Origin of the sequence: Embleya scabrispora DSM 41855, assembly GCF_000372745.1 — a bacterium.
GTDB lineage: Bacteria > Actinomycetota > Actinomycetes > Streptomycetales > Streptomycetaceae > Embleya > Embleya scabrispora.
This window is the reverse complement of record NZ_KB889693.1, coordinates 25,482-45,394: the sequence shown is the minus strand read 5'-3', so window position 1 is coordinate 45,394 and position 19,913 is coordinate 25,482. Positions and strand designations below refer to the sequence as shown.

The following is a 19,913-nucleotide window of genomic DNA, read 5'->3' as shown; positions in this document are numbered from 1 at the left end:
TACGGGGGCTGATCCGGGGTGATGGGGGATGAATGCGGACTGCGCGGGGCACGAATCCGGGTGATTCGGGGTGAATCCGAGGCAGGGGCGCCCGACTTCGGTGGGTGCGGGCAGGCGAGAGGAACGGGTCGGCCGGACGCCGTGGTGACGGTTCGTCAGGAGGTCGGCGGCGCCGAGGTGCTGTCCCGGACGATCAGGGTCGGGGCGACCGGCGTGGCGCCGTGCACGGTGGCGTGACCGGAGCGGAACTGGTCGAACAGCAGCGCCACGCACTGCCGGCCGACCTCCTCGAAGTCCTGGTGGATCGTGGTGAGCGAGGGCAGGAACCACGCCGATTCGGCGAGGTCGTCGAAGCCCACCACGCTCACCTCGTCCGGGATCGAGCGGCCGGCCTCGTGCAACGCGCGCACCACGCCCAGCGCCATCTGGTCGTTGCCCGCGAAGATCGCGGAGACCTCCGGATTCGCGGCCAGTTCGAGGCCGGCCGCGTAGCCGCTGGCGGCGCTCCAGTCGCCGTACAGCAGCGGCGGGACGGGTGCCCCGGCCGCCTTGAGCGTGCGATGCCAGGACTCGGCGCGCCGCCGGGCGGCATAGGAGTCCTGTGGGCCACAGACGTGCCACACGGTGCGGTGGCCCAGGTCGAGCAGGTGTGCGGTGGCCAGCCGGGCACCTTCGGCCTGATTGGTGTCCACGCCGGGGTGCCGGCGGCTCTCCTCGCCGTCGACCACCACCACCGGCAGACCGGAGGGCAGCCGTAGCGCGGGGGTGTCCAGGATCTGCGCCTCGATCAGGATGATTCCGTCCACGGCCTGCATGGTGAGTCGATCGAAGGCGTCGCGCACGGCACTTTCGGTCTGCGCCCGCACACTCACCACGTTCACCGAGTAGTCCGCGTCCTGTGCGGCGGCGACGATCGCCTCCAGGGTGCGGGCGTTGCCGTACGCGTTCAGGCCGAAGCTGATCACACCGAGCATCCGGAACTTGCCGGTGGCCAGGGCCCGCGCCGCCGTGTTCGGCCGGTAGCCGAGCACCTGCATCGCGGCGAGCACACGCTCGCGGGTCGCCTCGTCCACGTTGCTGCGGTTGTTGGCGACTCGCGAGACGGTCTGGCTGGAGACGCCCGCCATCTCGGCGACGTCGGCCATGGACGGAGGCCGGGTACGCGCTTCGAACGGCCCGCCCGATCCCGGCTTCGCCACCTCTCCGTCCTTCGCCATGCCCCGATCCTTTCACTCACGGCATCCGCGCCGGGCGGCGGATGCGCTCATGTTCGCGCAAACATGATTCGGGGTCAACAGTGCGTCGCGATCGACTCCGAAGAACTGCCAAAAGCCACATTCATGCGGGAAACTTCCCGCAGAGATGACTATTGACAGGTCGTCAGCGTGACGGAACACTCTCGAAACGCGCCGCGATGTTGGCGCAAACATTCGTTGCGGCGGCGACCCTGCGACCGCTGTCCCCGAAATCCCCCGAGCGTCCCGGAGGACCTTCCGTGAGAGTCGACCCGGTCCCGTGCCGCCGCCGGGGCACGCGGTGAAGCGCGGCGCCCTGCGGCGCAACCTCACCGGCCACGCCTTCTTCTTCCCGTTCCTGGTGGTCTTCGTCATCGGCGTCGCCGCACCGCTCGCCTACGCGTTCCGGCTCAGCCTGTACGAGGACCGGATGATCGGGGGCACGGTCTTCGTCGGGTTCGACAACTACTCGAAGGCGCTGAGCGACCAGCTGTTCTCCGCCGGACTGGTCCGGGTCGCGCTGTTCTTCGCGATCCAGGTACCGCTGATGCTCACCTTGTCGCTGCTGGCCGCGCTGGCCATCGACAGCGGCCGGTTGCGCGGCGCGGGTCTGTTCCGGGTCGGCATCTTCGTTCCCTACGCGGTACCAGGCGTGGTCGCGGCGCTGATGTGGGGCTACATGTACGGGAAGCGGTTCGGTTTGTCCGCCGAGTTGAGTGACCTGCTCGGCACCGAACTGCCCGATCTGCTGGGCCCGGACTGGATGCTCGCGTCCATCGGCAACGTGGTGACCTGGTCCTACGTGGGCTACAACATGATGATCCTGTACGCGGCACTGCGGGCGATTCCCGAAGAGCTGTACGAGGCGGCCGAGATGGACGGCGCGGGTGCGTTCCGCACCGCCTGGAGCATCAAACTCCCGGCGCTGAAGCCGGCGTTGCTGCTCGCCACCACGTTCTCGGTGATCGGCAGCTTCCAACTGTTCAACGAGCCGAGCATCCTGTCCGCGCTCGCCCCGGCGTCGGTGCCGACCAACTACACCCCGAACCTGTACGCCTACAACCTCGCCTTCAACGGACGTCAGTTCAACTACTCGGCCGCCATCGCGGTGGTTCTCGGTGTGGTGACCGTGTTCGTCGCGTACCTGGTCCAGCTGGCCACCGCCCGACGGGAGCGCATGCAGTGAGCACCTCCACCCTGCCGGATCGCCCGAGCGCGGCCGGCGACGCGTCCAGCCGGTTCTTCCGCCCGCGTGGTCGACGGCCGCACCGTGGGCGTGGCGGGAGCGGCAAGAGCGGCGGCCGTCGCGATCGTCGCGATCGTCGCGATCGCAAGAGCACGGCGCTGACCGTCGCGATGGCGCTGATGCTCGGCTATACGCTGCTGCCCCTGGTCTGGCTGATGTTCGGCGTGACCAAGTCCAACGAGGGTCTGCTCTCGTCGCGCGGATTGTGGTTCGCCGACGACTTCAACCTCTTCGACAACATCCACGACGTCTTCACCTACGAAGACGGCATCTATCTCCGCTGGTTCGCGAACAACCTGCTGTACTCGGTGGTCGGCGCGGGCGGTGCCGCGATGATCGCCACGCTCGGTGGCTATGCGCTGGCCAAGTTCGAATTCGCCGGGCGCAGGCTGATGTTCGCGCTGGTGCTGGGCGCGATCTCGATTCCGGGTACGGCGTTGGCGGTACCGACGTACTTGCTGTTCAGCGACGTGGGCATCGTGAACACCCCGTGGGCCGTCATCCTGCCTTCCCTGGCCAGCCCGTTCGGGCTGTACCTGATGCGGGTGTACGCGGCGGACGCGGTGCCGGACGCGATGTTGGAGGCGGCTCGGATGGACGGCGCGGGCGAGTTGCGGATCTTCTTCACCATCTCGCTGCGGTTGCTCGCGCCCGGCTTCGTCACGGTGCTGCTGTTCGCGCTGGTGGCGACCTGGAACAACTACTTCCTGCCGTTGATCGTGCTCAACGACCCGAACTGGTTCCCGCTGACCGTCGGACTCAACAGGTGGAACGGGCAGGCCAACGGCGGCAGTGTGGCGGGCAGTACAGCGATCTATCCGATCCTGCTGACCGGCAGCCTGCTGGCGATCGTGCCGCTGATCGTGGCGTTCTTGTTCCTGCAGCGGTTCTGGCAGTCCGGCCTTTCGGCGGGCGGGGTCAAGCAGTAGGGCTTGTCGGCGGGGCGGATGTCGCCGGTGGGGTCCCCGGGCCGGGGCCGACGGGCCGGTGCTTCCTCAGCCCGCAGTGATGCCTCCTCGATCCGCAATCGGGCCTTTGTCTCTCCTTCGTATCTCGCATGCCTCTTTCGCACGTCCCCGTGTTCGCGAAACCCCTTTGGAGTGGCTACACATGAACGCAAAATCGTCGATCGCGGGTCGTCTCGGCTCGCGTCGGTCGACCTCGATGACCGCCGCGGTCACCGTCGCGGCGCTCGCCCTGTCGCTCGCCGCGTGCGGGTCGGACTCCAAGTCCGACGACGACAAGGGCGGCAAGCAGGCCGACCCGTCGGCGGTCGCGGGGGCTCTCGACCAGCCCGCCGAGATCACCTTCTGGAGCTGGGTGCCCAACATCGACAGGACGGTGGCGCTCTTCGAGAAGAAGTACCCGAAGGTGCACGTCAAGTTGGTCAACGTGGGCCAATCGAAGGACGAGTACACGAAGTTGCAGGCCGCGCTCAAGGCCGGCAGCGGCGCCCCGGACGTGGCGCAGATCGAGTACTACGCACTGCCACAGTTCGCGATCACCAAGCAACTGGTCAACCTCGCCGACTTCGGCGCCGCCTCGCTCCGGGACAAGTTCGCCTCGTCCGCCTGGTCGCAGGTCAACGTGGCCGGCGGGATCTACGGCGTACCGCAGGACACCGGACCGATGGCGATGTTCTACCGCAAGGACGTCCTGGACAAGCTCGGCGCGACGCCGCCCAAGACCTGGGCCGAGGTGGCCGAGTTGGGCAAGAAGATCAAGGCGGCCGACCCGGCGAACTTCGTCACCTACCTCGACCCGGGCGACGCGGGACAGGCGAACAGCCTGATCTGGCAGCAGGGTGGCAAGCCGTACCAGGTCTCCGGCGAGTCCTCGGCCGCGGTGAAGCTCAAGGACGACCCGGGCGCGGCGAAGTGGGCGGCCACGTGGGGTCCGATGCTGGCGGACAAGACGGTGGAGTCCACGCCGAGTTGGAACGAGGAGTGGTGGAAGTCGATGGGGGCCGGCAAGTACGCGCTGTGGTTGGCCGGTGCGTGGGCGCCCGCGGTGATGCAGAAGAACCTGCCGCAGGGTGCGGGTCAGTGGGCCGTCGCGCCGATGCCGACCGGTGACGGCGCGCCGGGGAGTGCCGAGAACGGCGGTTCGTCGGTCGCGGTGACGAAGCAGGCCAAGAACAAGGCGGCTTCGGTCGCCTTCGCCACCTGGTTGAACTCCGACCCCGAGGCGGTCAAGTCGCTGAACTCCGACGTGGGCCTGTTCCCGGCGACCCGGCTGTTGCTCGACGACCCGACCTTCCGCGGCGCCGACCTCCCGTACTTCCCGGGCACGAAGCCGAACGAGGTGTTCGCGCAGATGTCCGGCGCGGTGCGACCGGAGTGGCAGTACCTGCCGTTCCAGGTGTACGCGAACAGCATCTTCAAGGACACCATCGGCCAGGTCTACAAGCCCGGTGGCGACCTGCCGGGTGCGCTGTCCACCTGGCAGGAGCGGATCACCACGTTCGGCAAGGAGCAGGGCTTCACCATGAAGTGACGCGTGATCAGGTGATGGATGACGCCTGGTCGGCGATGGTTTGTACTACCTGGTCGGGCGACGGATCGAGGCTCGACCGGGTGAAGTTCCCCGCCCGATCGGCCGGTGAGTCGAGGCCGGTCGGGCGGTGGGTCGGGTGGTGGCGGCGGGCTCAACGGGGGGCTCGCCGCCACCGGTGGGTGGGCGCGAAGGGACCGAGCACGTGGGAGAGCTGGGCGGCATGACGAATCGCGGATCGGTCGACGGTGGTGTACTCGCGCTGGATCCGCGCCCCGGCGAACACTGGTGGGGCGGAGCGGCCGCCGACGGCCGGCATATGCCGTTCGCCGACGGGTACGAGATCGACCTGCGGGACGTGAAGGCCAATCAGGGCATGCCGGTGCTGCTCTCCGACCACGGCCGATGGGTGCACTGCACGCGGCCGTTCGCGTTTCGGATGCAGGACGGGCGGCCGGTGATCGAGGTGCCCGGGGTGCGCGGCGCGCTTGAGGTGTGCGAGGCGCATGAGGCACACGGCGCGGGTGGGTCGGGCGAGGTGCGCGGGGTGTCGGCCGTGCCCGAGGTGCCCGAGGCGTCCGACGGCTCCGAGGAGTTCGAGAACACCGGCAGCCCTGAGGCGGATGTGATCCTCGATACGGGTGTGGCCGCGGGCGGCACGTTGCGGGACGCATACCTGGAGGTGATGCAGCGTTACTACCCGGCCGCGGGTGCGCTGCCCGATCCGTTGTTGTTCACCGCGCCGCAGTACAACCTGTGGATCGAGACGGTCTTCGAGCCCACCCAGGACAAGGTGCTCGGCTATGCGGAAGACCTGCTGCGCAACGGATTTCCGCCCGGCGTCCTGATGATCGACGACCGGTGGAGCGAAGACTACGGGACCTGGACGTTCCACCCGGGGCGCTTCCCCGACCCGGCCGGCATGGTCGCCCGGCTGCACGAACTCGGCTTCCGGGTGATGTTGTGGCTGGTGCCGTACGTCACCCCGGACTCGCCGACCTGCCGGCAACTCAACGACCGGGGGCTGCTGATCCGGCGCCCGGACGGCTACTTCGGCGTGCATGCGTGGTGGAACGGCTACAGCGCCGGACTGGACCTGCTCGATCCGAACGCGACGGCGTGGTTGCGTGCGCAGTTGACGGAGCTTCAGGAGTCGATCGGCATCGACGGGTTCAAGTTCGACGGCGGCGACGCGCCGTTCTGGCGTGCGCTCGGCGTGGCCGACCCGGAGGCGTACACGCACGCGTGGAACCGGTTCGGTGCCCAATGGCCGTTGAACGAGTTCCGCGACTCGTGGCGGGCGGCCGGGCTGCCGCTGGCCCAGCGCCAACAGGACAAGTACCACCTGTGGGAGGGCCGGTTCGGCCTGAACAGCCTGATCCCGAACGCGCTTGCGCAGTCGATCACGGGCCATCCCTTCACCTGCCCGGACATGATCGGCGGCGGCGAGTTCCGCTTCGTCCCGGGCCCGAACGGCGAAGGCTTCGACCCCGAGCTGTTCGTCCGGTACGCGCAGACCGCCGCACTGTTCCCGATGATGCAATTCTCCGCGGCGCCGTGGCGGGTGCTGGACCCGGAACACCTCGACATGTGCCGAGCCGCCGCCCGCCTGCACACCGACCTGGGCCCGGAGATCCTGGCCCTGGCCCGCGCCGCGGCGCACACCGGCGAGCCGATCCAGCTCCCCCTCGACTACGTCTTCCCCGGCCGGGGCTACGCCGCCGTGACCGACCAATTCCTCCTCGGCGACACGATCCTGGTCGCCCCCGTGACCACCAAGGGCACCCGCTCCCGCAAGGTCACCATCCCCCCGGGTACCTGGCAGGCCGACGACGGCACCACCCACCACGGCCCCACCGAGATCACCGTCGACACCCCCCTGACCCGCCTCCCCTGGCTCCGCCGCACGCCTTCCACCACCCCCGCCGCCCACCGCCCCCCGAAGACGTGATCGTCCCCACGGCCCAACGGCACGAACCACCCCCACGGATTCGATAGGCTGTCCTCTCGCATCCGGGCGCATAGCTCAGTTGGTTAGAGCACTGCTCTTACAAAGCAGGGGTCGACAGTTCGAGTCTGTCTGTGCCCACCGGTTAGACAGCACAGCTCAGAGCATAAAAGAGGCGGCTGACCTGCGGATTTCCGCAGGCCGGCCGCCTCTTTGCTGCACCTGATGACTGCTCTCAAGCGCTGCTTTGTGCTGTGGACTGCCGTGGGTTGCACATGATCATCTCCTGAAATTCTCCCGCTTGCAGTCAGCAGCAGTTGGGAGCAGCCAGGAGGGAGGGGAGCGCCGAGGGTCCGACACCGGCGCCACCGATGAACCGGGCCCAGGCGCGTCTTTGGGGGTGTTCCGTCCGTCCTGGCCTGCGGATCGTGTGATTGGAAGATCGCTTCGCCACTTCACCCGATAGGACCAAGGGGTTACCGGACGTTTGTTCGAAAATGTCTTCCGAATGATCTGGACCGGTCAAGATCTGGCAGGCGCACGAGACTGCACCCGTGCCGGCCGAGGCGACCTACCGACGCGTCGCGGCGAACCTTCGCCGATGTATCCAGTCGGGCGACCTCGCGCCCGGCGACCGCGTCCCGAGCCGCCACCAGATCAGCCGCGAACTCGGCGTCGCGCCCACCACCGTGCAGCGGGCGCTGGAACTCCTCCGCAGCGAAGGCCTCATCGAGGGTTCGCAGCGACACCAGCCCACGGTGAAGCACCCTCTCCCCCGTGAGGACCCTGACCGAACCCGCCGCCCCCTGGCCGCACGGCACCGGTGAACGGCACCTGTCCCGCACCGAGGCGCCGCCTGTGGTGGCGGACATGCTCGGCCTCCGGGTCGGCGTCCGACTCCAGTGCGAACGCGTCGAGTTGCTCGATCCCGACGGCCGGACCAGCCACCTTCGTCCGGCGCCCGGCGCCCATTCGATCAGCGACCCATCCGGGCGCGCGGCTGTGGCCGGCGAGGCGGGCATGCTCGGGGTTGCCATCGGGGCGATTCTCCTGATCGTGCCGGTGGTCAGGTACTCGCGGGACGGACGCCCCGCAGCGGTCGACGAACTGCTGCTGCCGGCGGACCGGTGGCGGGTGCGGCTCGGGTAGGTCAGTCCTTGACGCGGCGGACCTGCCAGCGCGGTGCCGTCCACCGCAGCTCGTCGGGGTTCCGACTGGCCGCCGCGAAAACGTCGACGGTGTCCGCGAGGGGGTCGTCGGTCATCAGGCGGCCGTCGGGGTAGCGGTGCTCGCCGGGCGGCGGGTTGTGCTCCACGCGGTCGCCCCTGCGCAGGTCGTCGGTCACGGTGTTCTCCTGGGTGTGGGCGGTGGTCTCGCCCGGCCTGGTGTGCGGGGGTCTTCAGGCACCAGGCCGGGCGAGGATGGTGGGCGAGGCCGGTCGCGTCCCTGTGCGACACGGCCCCGCGTCGTGGAGCCCCGCCCGGCCGGTCGGGGGGAGCCCAATCGACGGCCGGGCGAGGGCGTGGTGGCCCGGCGGCGCACAGATTCGCCACCGGGCCGGAGCCGCCCGCAGGGAAGGGGAGCGGGCGGTGACGAGCGGAGGTCAGCCGCCCGAGTTCGACATCCGCCGCAGCGGCGGACCGGGCACCGGATACAGCAGGTACGCCCGGATCTCGTGCTGAAGCGCGACCAGTTCGTCATGCGTCATGTCCAGCGGCGCGCGGTCCGGCGCCTTGACCCGGATCGGACGGCGCGGGTCACCGGACTCCGTGACACACACCCGATCATCCTGCTGTTCGGTGACGATCATGATCGCTCGCCTCTACGCTGGGTGAACTGATACCGCAACGCTACGAGCAGCCCGAACGGCGCGGCAGTGACCGCCAGTACGGGTTGTCGAGCCATCCGGAGGGCCCATGACCCCCGCACCCACCGAAACCCTGACCGACACGCAGGGTTCCGCCGGCCGGACCCGCAGCGGCGTCGTTTCCGGGTACGTGATGCGGTGTATCCGCGAGCAAACCGGGCTCACCCAGGAGGGCCTCGCCGAGCAGTTCGGCGTCTCCCTCGACACCGTCGCCGCGTGGGAGACCGGGCGCCGGCCGATCACCGCCGTACCCGTCGGCCACATGCTCGTCTACCGCAACCGGCTGCTACAGGCGGGCGCTTCGCCCGACCTCCTCACCGCGCTCGACCGGGCCATGGAGGCGGACGTCCTCCTGGCCGGCGTCCTCGAAGGCGGGTCCGCCGGGCCGCATCACCCCCTCGGCTCCACCGTGCTCCAGCGCAACGTCGTCGAGATGCTCACCTGGCCACTCACCGGCCGCGCCCCCGCCACCATCGACGCGCTCCCCACGCCGAAGCGCCGAGGCCCGGTCGCCACCAGCCCCGAGCTTCCGGCCGCCGGATGCCGGAACTTCTTCACCGCAGTCCGCCGAACAGCCGAGACCGCGACGAGGCCGGCCGACATCCTGACCCGCCGCCAGGCGCTCTACCTCGTCAGCTACGACCCGGCCCCGGACACGACGCCGTGGATACAGCACCAGCAGCGCGGCCGACGCAGCCAGGGCTGGCTGGCGGATTGGCTCGACGCCCGTTCGGTGGCGTCCGTCGCAGTGCGCCAGGGCGACCGCGAGCGCATGACCCGCTTCATCGAACGCACCCTCGTGGACAGCGATCCTGGCGAGACCGCGAACCTGAACTACTGGGCCTACTGGGTCGGCGAGTTGCCTCGACTGCACGGCGACGACGCGTTCATGGCCGCGCCCGTCACCCCCGGAGCCTGGGGCGGGCAGCGGCTGCTTGCGCACCTCGTCGACCACCTCACGCCGGGGTTGGGGTTCTCGGAGCTGTACATCCACACCCTGTGGTCGCTGCTCGCGATCCGCCCGCATCTGCTCCAGGCGGCGGGGGTCGACACGGACACGCTGCGGGAACGGGTCGATCTCCTGTTGGATGGCGGGACGTTGTCCGCGCAGGCGCGGCGCGAGCTGGACGGTGTCCGCTACGCGATCCGCCTGTCGCGGACGTAGACCACAGGCAAGGGGCATGGGGTGGCTGACGAAGACCGCGCGGTGGCGAACTTCCTCTTCGAGGCGGGCACGCTCAAGAATCACAAGCGGACCGGCTGGTGGATCGCCGGGATCAAGGACCCGGAGTCCGTGGCTGAGCACTCCTGGCGGGCCGCCCTCCTGGCTTCGATCATCGCCGAGCTGGAGGGCGCCGACCCGGCGAAGGCCGCGCTGCTGAGCGTGTGGCACGACACCGGGGAGACCCGCACGGGCGACCTTGCGCACATCAGCCAGAAGTACGTCGGTAAGGGCGACGCCGTGGCCATCGCCGCAGACCAGTCGAAGGGCCTGCCCTCCGGCCTGGGTGCGCTGATGCGGTCGATCATCGGCGAGTACGAGGCCCGCGAGACGCCCGAAGCGATCTGCGCGGGCGACGCCGACAAGCTGGAGTGCCTCGTCCAGGCGCTGGAGTACCGCGACCAAGGGCACGTGAACGTCGACCGGTGGATCACCAACTCCCAGCGGCGGATCCGGACCGAGTCAGCGAAGCGCATCGCGTCCGCGCTACTGGAGACCGGCTCGCTCACCTGGCTCCGCGAGGCCATGGGCGAGTCGTAGCATCGACGCACCTGCGGCTGCCGGGCCAGGCCGGAGCCGCGGGGCGCGCGCCCGGTCGCGTACACCACCCGAGTGAGCCGGCTACCGATCACCCCCGCCGCGGTGCCACGCTGTCCGCATGCCCATCACACACGTCCGCGGCAAGGCCGTCGTCCTTCCTGACACCCTCGACGGAATCCGCGAAGCGCTCCCCGAGGAGCGGCGCGCCGAGTTCGACCGCGTCATCGGGTCCACGCCGCTCAGGCAGATCGCCCAGGTTGCTCTCATGGAGTTCGCGCTCCCGGAGGAGGCCCACGAGGAGAGCCTGGAGCAGATCGCCCGACTCCGAGCCGGTGATTTCTCCGGCCTCCACAACGCCGACGGGACGCCTTTTGTACCCCCGGAGGCACCGGAGTGAGCCGCTACTACGTCGCCTACACCAACCGTGCCGAGAACGACCTCTCCGGCCTGCCCTCCGCCAACCGGGCCGTCGTGAAACGCGAGATCGAGAACAGCATCGGCAACGATGCCTACGGATGTGGATCCTCCCCGATCCGCGGCGACAAGGACCGGCGGTCGGCATCGGTGTCCACGGTGATCATCGAGTACGAGGTGTCCGCGAGCGTCCTCACGGTGACCGTGATCCACGCCCAGACCTGGTAGCCGCCCACCCGATTGCCCGGCCGCGCGCACCAGCCCGGTGTCGGACCCGGCAGGTAGCGTCGCGAGGATGCACGACACGCACGACAACCCCACGCTCGACGCCGCCCAAGCCCGCTGGGACGCGGCCGACGCCGCAGTCAAAGCCCACGCAGCGAAGGGCCGGCGGAACGACGCGCGGTCGCTTGAGGGCGACCTGCGGAATGAGCAGCATGACCAGCAAGAGAAGTCGTGAAATCCGCCACCTTGTAGATGTGTTTCACGTGCCGTACAACGTGGCTCGGCGTGCCTGGGACGACACCGATCGCACCGTCCTTTGGGAGTTCGACCCCACCCAGGGCATGGTCCGATGCGAGGAGCAACTGCTGACGACGGGGGATGTCGAGCACGCGATGTCCTCCCAGGCGGACCGTACTCCGGCGAGCAGTCCCATGGGACACGTGGCCCCGACGAAAGATCGGCGGTTCATCCGACTCGGTGGGGCGTCGGCGCTCGGCCCCGCCTTCGGGCGCTCACTCCATGCGCAGTCCTTCGGGTCGCATCAGCCGCCACAGGGCGGGCAGGCTCAGCAGCGCCACCGCCATGACTGCGGCGCCGCCCACGGCGGTTACCGATGCGATGAACCTCGGGTCCAGGCGCGGGTGTTCGCCGAATACGGCCAGCAGCATCCACCCGAGTCCGATGCCGCCGGCCGCCGCGAGGGCCAGTCCCAGTGCCATCGGCACCGTGGCCTGGGCCAGCAGTGACAGTGCCATGGTGCGGCGCGGGGTGCCGAGTGCGGCCAGCGCGGCGAGTGGGCGTCGTCGTTCGCGCATCTGCTCCAGCGAGGACACGAGCATGCCCGCGGCGACCAGGCCCAGTGTCAGGGTCGCGCCGGCGAGGAGGCCGCGGCGGATGTTCGCGAACATGCGGTCCTCGTTGTGGTCAGGGTGAGGATCGAGGCCGACGGGTCGATCCGGGTCGCCGCGTTGCGTACCCGGTCGGCGGCGTCGTGGCGGTTCGGGTCCAGGCGCAGGAAGGTGATCTGCCGTCCCGCCGCCGACCGGCCGTCGGTCCCCAGCGCCTCCGGTGTCAGGAACAGCCCGTATCGGGACTGGCGCACCGGATCGGCGGCGGCGGCGACCTCGGTGGTCGATCGCGGCACGGTCCACGCCATCGGGCGGTCGCGTCCGGTCATGGCGAGTTCCACCACGCTGCCCGGCCCGACCCGCGGTCCCCCCTGCGGCGGTGTCACGGTGAACACGTCACCCGGCGTGCATGCGCGCACGGCGGCGATTTCACGAAGTGCCGTGCATGTGCCGACGACCAGGGGTATCTCGTTGTCCCCGGCCGCCCCGCGTACGCGCGCGGACGTTGCGGTGAATGTGAACGCGGAGCGTACGCCGACGGTCGTGGCGAGCGCGGTTGCGCCGGTCGGATCGCTCGTCGTGCTCACGTTCAGGTCGGCGCGGTTCGGGTCCTGGCCGGTTTGCGTGGTGAAGCTACCGGCGAGGCCGGCGAGCAGCATCTGTACCGCGATGGCGCCGGCGACCGCGACGGTCACGCCGGCGACCAGTCGTGTCGAGCCCGCCGCGTCGGCGGCCAGTCGGCGTCGGGCCAGCAGCCAGGGCAGCGGGCCGCGACCGCTCCGGGCCGCGACCGCACTCACGCCCCCGGGGAGCAGTGCGGTGAGGCCGACGAGCACGAGCACGATCCCGGCGGCGGCGAGCCACGGCGCCCAGCCCCCGCCGCGCGTGCCGCCGCCGTTCGTCAGGGTGAGCAGCAGCACGGCGCCGGTGAGGCCGGGCACGATCCGCCACCCGCGCCGCGGCGGGCGCGGGGCCCGGCGCACCACCTCCAAGGGCTCGATCACCACCCCGCGCAAACCCGCCCAGGTCGCCGCCACCGCAATGAGCGGCATCGCCGTCACGACCAGTGCTGCGAGCACGGGGGCGGGCCGCACGTCGGCGGGGAACACGCTCAGTTGCCACAGCTCCACCGAGCCGATCACGCTGCGGCCCAGCAAGAACAGCGCCAGGCCCGCGGTCAGGCCGCCCGCCGCTGCGGCGAGGGCTTCCCCGGCCGCGATCCACCCGGTGGTGGACAGGTCGGCGCCGATCAGGCGCAGGGCCGCGAGCCGCCGCTCGCGCGCGTCCGCGCCGAACCGCGACGCGACCGCCACGAACACGGCCACCGGTGTCAGCACCACCACCAGGGCGGTGACCGCGAGCAGCGTCAGCAGCGGGCCGAGCCTCGCGGACGCCTGTGGGGTGCCGAAGCGGTCGACGCGCGAGCCGTCGGCGGCGGTGAGCGTGGCGCTGCCCGCGTAGTAGGAGAGATCGGCCGGGCCGGTCAGCCCGTCGTCGCCGATGGTCGCCACCACGCGGTACGGCAGGCGCTCGCGCAGCAGCGCGCCGGCGGGCGGTTCCAGCAGCCGAGCCAGCGCGGGGGAGATGGCCATCTCACCCGGTCCGGGCAGCGCCCGCAGCCCCGGTGGCACCGGTGGCCGCGCCCCTTCGGCCCGCACCAGCCGGCCGCGTACGTCCCGGTCGCCGTATTCGGTGTTGGCGTAGACGATCACGAGGGTGTTCTCGCCCGGGACGGCGAGCCGGTCGCTCGCGGTTTCCACGATCGCCGCGCCACGCCGCTCGCGAGCGTCCAGCATGCCGGGCAGTGCCGACGCCAGCAGGAGCAACGCGGTCCCGAGTCCGATGCCGACAACCATCAGCAGCGTCCGCGGCCACGACGCGCGGCTGACGGCGAAACGCGCGCCCATCACGGCCGCGCGAACCCGCCCGAAGGCCGCGCCCCGGTGGGCGGTGGGGGAGATCCGGTGGCTCACGGACGCGCCGCCGGGACACGGTGCGCGGTGGGCGTGCGCCCGTCGCGCACGACCACCTCACGGTCGGAGTATGCGGCCACCCGGGTCTCGTGGGTGACCAGCACCACCGCCGCGCCGCTCTCCCGGGCGGCCGAGGTCAGCAGATGCATCACACGTTCCCCGGTGAGCGAGTCGAGCGCGCCGGTCGGCTCGTCCGCGAACACGACACGTGGCCCGGGGGCCGGCGCGCGGGCCACCGCGACCCGCTGCGCCTGGCCGCCGGACACCTTCCCGGGGTGCCTGTCGGCGAGTTCGGCCACCTCCAACCGCTCCAGCCACTCCCGGCCGCGCGCGCTCGCCTGGCGGCGCACGCCGTTCAGGCGCAGCGGCAGCGCGACGTTCTCCCCGCAGGTCGGTTCGGGCACGAGCTGCCCGAACTGGAACACGAATCCGAAGTCCGACTGGCGCTGGGCGCTGCGGCCCCGATCGGACATCGTGGATAACTCCTGCCCGGCGTACCGAACCGATCCGCCGTCGGGGGTGACGATCGCCGCCAGGCAGTGCAGTAGCGTCGACTTGCCCGATCCGGAGGGGCCCATCACGGCGACGACCTCGCCGGTGTTGATCTCGATCGAGGCGCCGTCCAGCGCGGGTGTGGCGCCGTACGTCTTGCGCAGATCCGCCGCGACCAACAGGGCCCCGAGCTCCGTGCGGTTCACGCCGGCACCTCTGCGGCGAGGCGGTCGAGCCTGGCCTGGGTCAATTCGAGCCAACGGATGTCAGCCTCCAAGTGCAACAGTGCGTGGTCATGGATGAGCTGGTCGGCGATGTGGCCGCGTGCTTGCGCGTGGTCGGATCGCGCATCAGCCGCAGGTGCTCGGCGCGCTGGGTGTCCGGCAGGTCGGCTGCGGCGCGACCGGAGAGCAGGGCCAGGAGGACCTTGGCGTACAGGGTGTTCTGGAGGTACGGCTCGGGCTTCTCAGGCCGGGCGAGCCACTCCTCAATGTCGGTCGGACCCGCGCCGGTGATCGCGTACCGCTTGCGCTCGGGGCCGGCGCCGGGCTCCAGGGAGTCCACCTCGACGAGGCCGTCGCGCAGCAGGCGGGACAGCGTCGCGTAGACCTGCCCGTACGGAATAGAGCGATTGCTCCCAAAACGCTTGTCGAAACGTGCGCTTGAGGTCGTAGCCATGGGAGGGCCCCAGTTCGAGCAGCCCCAGAAAGGTATGGCCTATGGACACGACGTGACTATACAAGCCATGTATACACGGCGCGTACACTCATCCGGCCGCCGGGTGGGGCCAGTTCGCGCCGTCGTCGAATCCTTGCGAATACTGGGATCCGAGCACTTTCTGTCCCCGGCGGCAGCGAATCGTCTCCATAGCTGAGATGAAGGTGTGTGGCGGCGCGAATTTGGTGGTGCTCCAGGAGCGCCTGATGCGTGTCTGCCCGGGCGCGTGAAGTGTCAGCCATCCACCGCATGTGCGTGCCTCGCCCTCTTCGAGGAGGCCGCTCCGAGCCGTAGTGGCATCGGTACCACCCCAGGTGATCCCGACTGGCCGTTCGCCGGACCGACCTGACCGAGGCCTTGGCAGGCGGGAAGCGATGAGCGTCGCCGACTGTCCACATATTGCTCCCGGCCTCAGTACCTACCGAGGTAGCGAAGCCGGGTCGTGTCGAGGAGGCGGACGAGTTGTACCGCCGCGCCCTCGGCCACGCGACCTGGACGCGGCTGTGTGAGATTCGTGGCGAAGCTCGGTCGTGTCGACGAGCGCATGCAACCTACGATGACCGGTGCCGCGAGGCGACGGAACGGGGGAAACGTGCCGCACGAGACGCAATCCGGCCGACTGGTCCATGGGCGCTACCGGCTGCTCGACCCGCTGGGCGGCGGGGGTTTCGGACGGGTGTGGCGCGCGCGCGACGAGGCATTGGACGTCGAAGTGGCGGTCAAGGAGGTGTGGTTGCCCCAGGCGATGTCCCCGCAGGAGCAGGCGCAGCGGTTGCTTCGGGCCCAGCGTGAGGCCCGCAACGCCGCGCGACTGCGGGACCATCCGAACATCGTCGCCGTGCACGACGTGGTCGTGGACGGTGATGCCCCGTGGATCGTGATGCGGTTGGTGGACGGACTGTCCCTGGAGGAGCGCGTGCGCGAGCACGGGCCGTTGTCGATGGCGGAGACGGCGGCCGTGGCATCCGACCTGCTGGGGGCGTTGGGCGCGGCGCACGAGGCGGGTGTGGTGCACCGGGACGTGAAACCCGCGAACGTCATGCTCGCCGTGGACGGCACGGTGCTGTTGACGGATTTCGGGATCGCGGTGCATCAGGCGGACGGCGCTCTGACGGCGACGGGCGCGTTCGTCGGCTCGGTGGAGTACGTTGCGCCCGAGCGCGCCCGTGGCCTGGAGGGGCGGGCGGCCGGTGACCTGTTCTCGCTGGGGGTGACGCTGTATCAGGCCGTCGAGGGCAGTTCGCCGTTCCGCCGGTCCACCCCGGCCGGGACCCTCGCGGCGGTCCTGCTGGAAGAGGCACCGCCGCCCCGGCACGCCGGCCCCCTTGCGCCACTCCTGGCCGGACTCATGGCGAAGGATCCGGCCGAGCGCCTCACGATCCCGCAGGCGCGCTCCCTGCTCCAGACCTCCCAGCGGCGGGGACAGGAACCAACCGCCGTGCGCCCCATACCGATTGCGGCCACGCCACCACCGGGACCGGCACCGATGCCTCCGGCGCCGGCGCGAGACGGTCCCCCGCCGCGGCCCCGGCGACCGTGGCGGTTGCCCCTGTCCGCCCGGGTGCCGGTCGCCGCCGCGGCAGTGGCGGTACTCGTTGCCGCCGCCGCGTTCGTGATCAAGGATCAATGGTTCTCCTCCGAGTCGTCGGGCGCCTCCTCGCGCTCCGGATCGTCCCCGACATTCGGATCGTCCCCGGCACCGGATGCGTCCTCGACGCCGGAATCATCCCCGTCGGGGACGCCGGACCCGTGGGCCACGGCGATCCGCGACCCTTGGGCGACCCAGCCGGGCGACTGCATCGATGTACTCGGGGGCGACGACAGCCAATTCGACTTCAGCAAAAGCGCGATGGGCTCGCCCTGCGCCTACGGAGCCCAGTACAAGGTCGTCCGGATCATCCCGTCCGGCCCGGGCGAGAAGTGCGCGGACGTTCCCGGCTGGGCCGCCGACGCGGGCGGCAGGTTTGTGGAGGACACCACGTACGCGGGACGCGGACCGATCTGCCTCATGCCGCGGTGAGACCGCCCCCGACGCCGCGGCCGGACCGGAGCACCCGGCCGAGCACCCCCTCCGCTACGCGGACGCTTGGCCGCTCCGGGCGGACCACACCGTGGCGTGTCGGGGCCGGCGATCTCCCGGCCGACGTGGGGCGCGAGACCTTCACCCTTCACGCGGATGATCGTCTCGTCGACCGCGATGTCGTCCGGCTTCTCGGGTCGCGTGCCCGCCCACGGCACGAACTCTTCGGAAACCACTGTCGATTCGGTCCCGTTCCCGGTGGGTGGATGGGCCGGCGGCGGGTGTGGGATCTTCGATGTGGTTCCGCGAGAGCGGGTCCGGGTCGATGAGTGCAGCATGATGGGCCATCGGGGGAGTTGTTTGTGGCTGTACGGGTTGTGGGTGGTCGTTACGAGCTCGTCGCGTTCATCGGCCGGGGCGGTATGGGGACGGTCTGGGAGGGGCGCGACCGGGTGATCGAGCGCCGGGTGGCGGTCAAGCTGCTGCCGCACGATCGGCGGGACACCTCGGGCGCGCAGCTGTTCCTCCGCGAGGCCAAGACCGCCGGTGGCCTCAACGACCCGGGCGTGGTGACGGTGTTCGACCTGGGCCAGGACCCCGACGACGGCACTCTCTATCTGGTGATGGAGTTCCTCGCCGGGCGGGATCTGGACACCGTGCTCCGCAAGGACGGCCCGCCCGAGGTGTCGACGGCAGTGGACTGGGCGGCGCAGACCGCCGCGGCGCTGCACGCCGCCCACACGGCCGGGGTTGTGCATCGGGACCTGAAACCGGCGAACCTCATGCTCGGCCCGGATGGTCGGGTGAAGATCCTCGACTTCGGGGTAGCCCGGTACCTGGCCTCCACGCACACGTCGAGCAATGTGGTCGGCACCCTGGCCTACATGCCCCCCGAGCGGTTCCGCGATCTCCCCGGTGACGCCCGCTCCGACCTGTACTCCCTGGGCTGCGTGCTCCACGAACTCCTCACCGGACGAACCCCCTTCCAGGCCGGCGACCTGTTCGCGACGATGGCCGCCCACCTGCACGCCACCCCGGCGCCACCGGGCGACACCCGCCCTGGTGTTCCCGCCGCTCTGGACGACCTCGTCCTGGCCCTGCTCGCCAAGGACCCCGAAAACCGCCCCGCGTCCGCGGCCGAGGTCCACCACCGGCTCCGCGAACTCCGCAACCGCCTCCGCGAGACGGCACAGGAATCGACCGTGATCACCGGGGGCGGTGCGCCGACCACGGCCGCCACCGCGAGGTACCCCGGCTCGCCGTTCGACCCGGGCGACCGGCCCGGCGGGCAGAGTTCCACGCCGCCGGCGGGCTCCGGGCGCAACCGAGGGTGGCGTCCGAGTCGCCGTGCCCTCCTGACCGCCGGCGTCGGTGTCTTGGCCGCCGCGGCCGTCCCGACGGCGATCGAACTGGCGACCTCGTCATCGGCGGACTCGCCCCGCGGCAACAAGGGCGGCAACAAGGGCGGCACCCCATCCGCCACGACCTCCCCCACGAACGCCGCCGGTGGGATCGCCCCGCCGGTGGACCTCGTCGTCGGCAACGACACCGTGCGGGGCGCGGCGTTCAGCCCGGACGGCTCGACGCTGGCCGTCGCCGGCGGCAACACCGTCACGTTGTGGGATCTCGCCGCACGCCGAGTGCTCTTCCCCTTCACCGGCGTGACCGGCGCAGGTCCCGTCCGGTTCAGCCCGGACGGCAAAATCCTGCTCTGTGTCGCCAACGAGGGCGTCGTGCTGTGGGACCCCGTCGCCCACACCCATATCGGCACCCTGCCCGACACCAAGCACGTGAACGCGGCGGCGTTCGCTCCCGACAGCTCAGTGCTGATCTGCGGTAGCGATGACGGAGTCGTCACCGTGTGGGGCGCTACCCCGCCCCGCCCCGGCAAGACCCTGTCCAGCATGGGTACCACCCCCGGCCGGGGGCCGATCGTGGTGAACGCGCTGTCGTTCAGCCCCGCCGGTGGGGTCGCGGCTGCCGCCTGCGCGGACCGCAACCTGCGTGTGTGGGTCCTGAGCGACCTCGGCCGCCCGCCGCAGACCTATACAGGCCACATCGATGAGGTCACCTGCCTCGCCTTCATGCCCGACGTTCCCGTCCATCTGGTTACCGGCAGCAGCGACCACACGATCAAGCGGTGGGTGCTCGGGCGCCCCGACGCGCCCTTGGCCACTCTCACCGGGCACACCGGCAAGATCCACTCGGTGGCCTACAGCCTCGACGGCAGGACCATCGCCAGCGCGAGCAACGACGGCACCGTCCGCTTGTGGGACGGCCGCGCCGACAGCGAACGAACCACGGCCAACGCGGTCCTCACCGGCCACACCGGCCCCGTGTACGCCGTCGCCTTCAGCCCCGACGGCAGAACACTCGTCGGTGCGGGCGGTGATGCCGTCAAACTCTGGACCCTCAAATGACGCGGGAAGCCGCCCACGCGGTCCACCATCTGCGGCCCTGCGAGGTGCTTGCGGCACGGTCCCGGCGGGTCCATCAGCCGAAGAGCTCCTCGTCGGGACCGGGCACAGCGGCATCGGCATGCCCAGGCGTTCCAGGCAGTCCGTGCCGCCGGGAGCCAGGACGTCGAAGTCGTGATCTCGGCTCGGCTCCGGCCGCGCGGACGTGGCCACAGCCACGCCGCGCACCTCGGCGACCATAACGAACACGCGCGAA

The 19,913-nt window shown here is 70.4% G+C and carries 19 protein-coding genes, 1 tRNA gene and 1 pseudogene; 14 read left to right on the top strand and 7 right to left on the bottom strand.

What is annotated here, in order from left to right; all coding sequences use genetic code 11:
- Positions 1–155: 155 nt before the first annotated feature.
- A complete protein-coding gene (locus tag A3IC_RS0136210) occupies positions 156–1,145 on the bottom strand; it encodes a LacI family DNA-binding transcriptional regulator (protein WP_020554973.1) in 990 nt (329 codons plus the stop codon).
- Positions 1,146–1,536: 391 nt separating this feature from the next.
- On the opposite strand from A3IC_RS0136210, the gene A3IC_RS0136205 reads away from it, so the two are divergent.
- The 7 genes from A3IC_RS0136205 (at position 1,537) to A3IC_RS0136175 (ending at position 8,071) form a co-directional block, all read left to right on the top strand.
- On the top strand, positions 1,537–2,421 hold the full coding sequence (locus A3IC_RS0136205) for a carbohydrate ABC transporter permease (protein ID WP_020554972.1): 885 nt from the start codon (positions 1,537–1,539) through the stop codon (positions 2,419–2,421).
- Complete coding sequence (locus A3IC_RS0136200) at positions 2,418–3,410, top strand: carbohydrate ABC transporter permease (RefSeq protein ID WP_020554971.1); 993 nt, start codon at positions 2,418–2,420, stop codon at positions 3,408–3,410. Before A3IC_RS0136205 ends, A3IC_RS0136200 begins: the two co-directional genes overlap by 4 nt.
- A 181-nt stretch (positions 3,411–3,591) precedes the next feature.
- Positions 3,592–4,977: an ABC transporter substrate-binding protein gene (locus A3IC_RS0136195; RefSeq protein ID WP_040877722.1), complete on the top strand. Its 1,386-nt coding sequence runs from the start codon at positions 3,592–3,594 to the stop codon at positions 4,975–4,977.
- A 220-nt stretch (positions 4,978–5,197) separates the two neighbouring features.
- Positions 5,198–6,925: a glycoside hydrolase family 31 protein gene (locus tag A3IC_RS58495; protein ID WP_020554969.1), complete on the top strand. Its 1,728-nt coding sequence runs from the start codon at positions 5,198–5,200 to the stop codon at positions 6,923–6,925.
- A 64-nt stretch (positions 6,926–6,989) separates the two neighbouring features.
- Positions 6,990–7,063: transfer RNA gene (locus tag A3IC_RS0136185), tRNA-Val, on the top strand.
- 413 nt (positions 7,064–7,476) lie between these two features.
- Positions 7,477–7,749, top strand: a complete 273-nt coding sequence (locus A3IC_RS73750; protein WP_020554968.1) for a winged helix-turn-helix domain-containing protein — start codon at positions 7,477–7,479, stop codon at positions 7,747–7,749.
- Positions 7,700–8,071 (top strand): thioredoxin domain-containing protein, encoded by a 372-nt coding sequence (locus A3IC_RS0136175; RefSeq protein ID WP_020554967.1) that lies wholly within the window; start codon positions 7,700–7,702, stop codon positions 8,069–8,071. Before A3IC_RS73750 ends, A3IC_RS0136175 begins: the two co-directional genes overlap by 50 nt.
- Position 8,072: 1 nt before the next feature.
- On the opposite strand, the gene A3IC_RS66960 is transcribed toward A3IC_RS0136175, so the two are convergent.
- Positions 8,073–8,267: a hypothetical protein gene (locus A3IC_RS66960; protein ID WP_020554966.1), complete on the bottom strand. Its 195-nt coding sequence runs from the start codon at positions 8,265–8,267 to the stop codon at positions 8,073–8,075.
- Positions 8,268–8,525: 258 nt separating this feature from the next.
- Positions 8,526–8,732, bottom strand: a complete 207-nt coding sequence (locus A3IC_RS0136165) for a hypothetical protein (protein WP_020554965.1) — start codon at positions 8,730–8,732, stop codon at positions 8,526–8,528.
- A gap of 106 nt (positions 8,733–8,838) precedes the next feature.
- On the opposite strand from A3IC_RS0136165, the gene A3IC_RS0136160 reads away from it, so the two are divergent.
- The 5 genes from A3IC_RS0136160 (at position 8,839) to A3IC_RS0136140 (ending at position 11,425) form a co-directional block, all read left to right on the top strand.
- Positions 8,839–9,954, top strand: coding sequence for a helix-turn-helix domain-containing protein (locus A3IC_RS0136160; RefSeq protein WP_020554964.1), 1,116 nt, complete (start codon positions 8,839–8,841; stop codon positions 9,952–9,954).
- Positions 9,955–9,975: 21 nt separating this feature from the next.
- A complete protein-coding gene (locus A3IC_RS0136155) occupies positions 9,976–10,551 on the top strand; it encodes an HD domain-containing protein (protein ID WP_026219136.1) in 576 nt (191 codons plus the stop codon).
- Positions 10,552–10,669: 118 nt separating this feature from the next.
- Complete coding sequence (locus tag A3IC_RS0136150) at positions 10,670–10,948, top strand: hypothetical protein (protein ID WP_020554962.1); 279 nt, start codon at positions 10,670–10,672, stop codon at positions 10,946–10,948.
- Positions 10,945–11,193, top strand: coding sequence for a hypothetical protein (locus tag A3IC_RS0136145; protein WP_020554961.1), 249 nt, complete (start codon positions 10,945–10,947; stop codon positions 11,191–11,193). Before A3IC_RS0136150 ends, A3IC_RS0136145 begins: the two co-directional genes overlap by 4 nt.
- A 67-nt stretch (positions 11,194–11,260) precedes the next feature.
- Positions 11,261–11,425 carry a hypothetical protein gene (locus tag A3IC_RS0136140; RefSeq protein WP_020554960.1) on the top strand — a complete coding sequence of 55 codons (165 nt, stop codon included), beginning with the start codon at positions 11,261–11,263 and terminating at the stop codon, positions 11,423–11,425.
- Positions 11,426–11,702: 277 nt separating this feature from the next.
- Here A3IC_RS0136140 and A3IC_RS65645 read toward each other — a convergent pair whose 3' ends face one another.
- The 4 genes and pseudogenes from A3IC_RS65645 to A3IC_RS58485 form a co-directional block, all read right to left on the bottom strand.
- Positions 11,703–12,098 carry an FtsX-like permease family protein gene (locus A3IC_RS65645; RefSeq protein ID WP_052173970.1) on the bottom strand — a complete coding sequence of 132 codons (396 nt, stop codon included), beginning with the start codon at positions 12,096–12,098 and terminating at the stop codon, positions 11,703–11,705.
- Positions 12,053–14,011, bottom strand: coding sequence for an FtsX-like permease family protein (locus A3IC_RS58490; protein WP_052173969.1), 1,959 nt, complete (start codon positions 14,009–14,011; stop codon positions 12,053–12,055). The genes A3IC_RS65645 and A3IC_RS58490 overlap by 46 nt, the downstream gene beginning before the upstream one ends.
- Entirely contained in the window at positions 14,008–14,709 is a 702-nt protein-coding gene (locus A3IC_RS0136130) for an ABC transporter ATP-binding protein (protein WP_020554959.1), read from the bottom strand. The genes A3IC_RS58490 and A3IC_RS0136130 overlap by 4 nt, the downstream gene beginning before the upstream one ends.
- Positions 14,706–15,230 (bottom strand): annotated as a pseudogene (locus A3IC_RS58485) (PadR family transcriptional regulator). The gene A3IC_RS0136130 and the pseudogene A3IC_RS58485 overlap by 4 nt, the downstream one beginning before the upstream one ends.
- Before the next feature lie 582 nt (positions 15,231–15,812).
- On the opposite strand from A3IC_RS58485, the gene A3IC_RS58480 reads away from it, so the two are divergent.
- Together A3IC_RS58480 and A3IC_RS65640 are read left to right on the top strand one after the other, a co-directional pair.
- The gene (locus A3IC_RS58480) at positions 15,813–17,240 is read left to right on the top strand and encodes a serine/threonine-protein kinase (RefSeq protein WP_052173968.1); all 1,428 of its coding nucleotides are present in this window, start codon (positions 15,813–15,815) and stop codon (positions 17,238–17,240) included.
- A gap of 362 nt (positions 17,241–17,602) precedes the next feature.
- A complete protein-coding gene (locus A3IC_RS65640; RefSeq protein ID WP_158696222.1) occupies positions 17,603–19,660 on the top strand; it encodes a WD40 repeat domain-containing serine/threonine protein kinase in 2,058 nt (685 codons plus the stop codon).
- The last annotated feature ends 253 nt before the right edge of the window (positions 19,661–19,913 follow it).

Coding starts and splice junctions, on each gene's coding strand:
- A3IC_RS0136210 (WP_020554973.1), bottom strand. CDS start 1,145: ATGGCCGACGTCGCCGAGATGGCGGGCGTCTCCAGCCAGACCGTCTCG.
- A3IC_RS0136195 (WP_040877722.1), top strand. CDS start 3,592: ATGAACGCAAAATCGTCGATCGCGGGTCGTCTCGGCTCGCGTCGGTCG.
- A3IC_RS58495 (WP_020554969.1), top strand. CDS start 5,198: ATGACGAATCGCGGATCGGTCGACGGTGGTGTACTCGCGCTGGATCCG.
- A3IC_RS0136165 (WP_020554965.1), bottom strand. CDS start 8,732: ATGATCGTCACCGAACAGCAGGATGATCGGGTGTGTGTCACGGAGTCC.
- A3IC_RS0136160 (WP_020554964.1), top strand. CDS start 8,839: ATGACCCCCGCACCCACCGAAACCCTGACCGACACGCAGGGTTCCGCC.
- A3IC_RS0136150 (WP_020554962.1), top strand. CDS start 10,670: ATGCCCATCACACACGTCCGCGGCAAGGCCGTCGTCCTTCCTGACACC.
- A3IC_RS0136140 (WP_020554960.1), top strand. CDS start 11,261: ATGCACGACACGCACGACAACCCCACGCTCGACGCCGCCCAAGCCCGC.
- A3IC_RS65645 (WP_052173970.1), bottom strand. CDS start 12,098: ATGTTCGCGAACATCCGCCGCGGCCTCCTCGCCGGCGCGACCCTGACA.